The organism is Paenibacillus sp. P4_A9, assembly GCF_056402415.1.
On sequence record NZ_JBFUHL010000182.1, the window covers coordinates 1 to 2,093 of the forward strand.

Annotated in this window: 4 protein-coding genes; 1 reads left to right on the forward strand and 3 read right to left on the reverse strand. The window is 40.8% G+C overall.

Annotation, left to right across the window (positions count from 1 at the left end):
- Positions 1-277: NAD(P)H-dependent oxidoreductase (locus AC1DVJ_RS30695; RefSeq protein WP_477596678.1), on the forward strand; the 277-nt coding region annotated here is incomplete at its 5' end.
- A gap of 50 nt (positions 278-327) precedes the next feature.
- On the opposite strand, the gene AC1DVJ_RS30700 is transcribed toward AC1DVJ_RS30695, so the two are convergent.
- The 3 genes from AC1DVJ_RS30700 to AC1DVJ_RS30710 form a co-directional block, all read right to left on the reverse strand.
- Entirely contained in the window at positions 328-978 is a 651-nt protein-coding gene (locus AC1DVJ_RS30700) for a hypothetical protein (RefSeq protein ID WP_477596680.1), read from the reverse strand.
- A 158-nt stretch (positions 979-1,136) separates the two neighbouring features.
- Positions 1,137-1,298, reverse strand: coding sequence for a hypothetical protein (locus AC1DVJ_RS30705; protein WP_477596682.1), 162 nt, complete (start codon positions 1,296-1,298; stop codon positions 1,137-1,139).
- A gap of 368 nt (positions 1,299-1,666) precedes the next feature.
- The coding region (locus AC1DVJ_RS30710) for a hypothetical protein (protein ID WP_477596684.1) at positions 1,667-2,093 on the reverse strand (427 nt) is incomplete at its 5' end.

Genomic DNA, 2,093 nt, shown 5'->3' on the forward strand with positions numbered 1-2,093 from the left:
GAATGCGATTGACTTCTTATTCAATGAATGGAAAGATAAAGCCGCGGGGATCGTCAGCTATGGTGGTGGCACAGGTGGTGCGCGTGCTGCTGAGAATCTTAGACTCATTTTGGGGGAATTACATGTAGCCGACGTTCGAGCCCAGGTAACATTGTCCCTCTTTACTKATTTTGAGAATTTCACAGTGCTCAAACCAAATCCGCGTCAGGAAACCGCTGCAAACACCATGTTTGACCAAGTTATTGCTTGGAGCGGGGCATTGAAGACATTGCGCTAAGAATTTCAATGTATCCAAAAGAAAAAAAGCTGATTTAGGGTTCTCCTAGTTCAGCTTCTTTCATTTTCATCAAAAGTTAAAGTAAAGATGATTGCCCATTCGAGCCTACTTAACGCTTCAGGAGAGAAATCTGAGGTACGAATTTCATTCGTACTTGTAGCTTGCATCCCCCATAAATGAACGGTTTCATCCGTATGAAATGTTAAAGGTTCGCTATAGTTAATCAATCCAATGGCGTTCAACTTGTTATCCCATGGAACAGTAAAAGTAGCTATATTGGAGCCTGACTTATGTTGGGTACCGACTTTTATCGTGTTAAATGCTTGTTTTCCCTCCAGAGATACTTTATCAATGGAGATAATGACTTCGAGCTCCTTCGAATCGCGAGCCTCCGAGCTAAAAAATAGTTCACCAATGGAGCCGACCGTCGCTACTTTCTTCCCATTTTGCCAAGTATCAATATGCAGTGTTGCATGGGGTTTCCTTCCTGTATACCTTAATTTAAATGCACCTGACATAGCCCCCATAAATGGCCGAAACTTGGCTCCGTCTCCCTTGAACAATTCTACGGGTGTTAATGTTATTTCTGTGACCTTGGTGCTTTCCTTCGACTCAAACAAGGTTGAACAACCTGATGTTAACAACGCAAGCATAGCTATCAAAAGAATGATCCCAAAAGATTTAGATTTACGAATTTCCATTGTTCCTCCTCATCTCCACAAATATTTGTATATATATTCCATAAATCACACATAAATTCCTTAATCTATTTATTTTGTTTACATAACATATGTTATGTCTATTAAAACAAGAAAGCTGAATCAGGTTTCCCCAATCCAGCTTTTACAACTGTCATTTTTCACGTAATGGGCTGCATCATTTGTTCAACTATGTACTGGACATCGGCTAGATCTACGAGGCCATCGATATTGAGATCTGCCTTTTGCGCCCTTTCCCAATTCGCTAAGCCCGCATTTGCCTGCATATCATAGTAAGCCAAAGCCAAATCTGTGACATTCACGAGACGGCCTTTATCCCGATGGTCGCTGTGACATTCGGCTCTTCGCCTTGACCTGCTGTATTGTTCGAATGCGAATTCAAGCCAATCCAGCTAAATTAACATCATAAAATCCAGTTAATTTTCCCAAACGCGGTCGCTGATCGTTGAATGGCTTCGATAGAGGTTTTCTCATGTCCATAAATGTAGAGAAACCGATTGATGTGGAAGAATTACGAGGTTGAGATTACGTTTCCGTTTACGGTTGAGGAAGATTGAGATTGGTAAATTAATTGGTCAAATCGAACAAAGAAATCCMTTCCACATTTCTCCTCTTTTGCGTACGAAAAAAACAAGCACCGATTTCCTCTCGGTGTTTACTCGTTTTTATACTAGTGCTCGAATTTAAAACTTGTTCTAATTTTACTGATCTGGTCGGTCATTGAAGTAAATTCAGCACTGAGTATTTCGTCAGCGGGATTGTACTCCACATCTCCTGGAGGAAATAGAATGAACACGTGATCTGCGTTTTCTCCAACTTTGTATAGTCGAGTGACTCCTTTCGCCGTTGGACCATTTGCAAGCCAATCTTCCTTTGTCCAGATAGAAATGCTAAAAATGACACCACCAAACTCTTTATTTGCCTTATCTATAAATAGATAGCTAGCAAGTTGCGTGGCTTCATTTACCCGCTCTTCGACTTCATATTTCCCTTCCCAACTAGCAGGGATATTGAGTGTGAAATGATTTTTCGTATTTGTATATCGTGTGGAAGGCACTTCACTAATAACTCGATGATTGACAGCACCAATATGAAGG

Bases quoted from the DNA above. Each gene is read 5' to 3' on its own strand.
- AC1DVJ_RS30700 (WP_477596680.1), bottom strand. From the start codon at position 978: ATGGAAATTCGTAAATCTAAATCTTTTGGGATCATTCTTTTGATAGCT.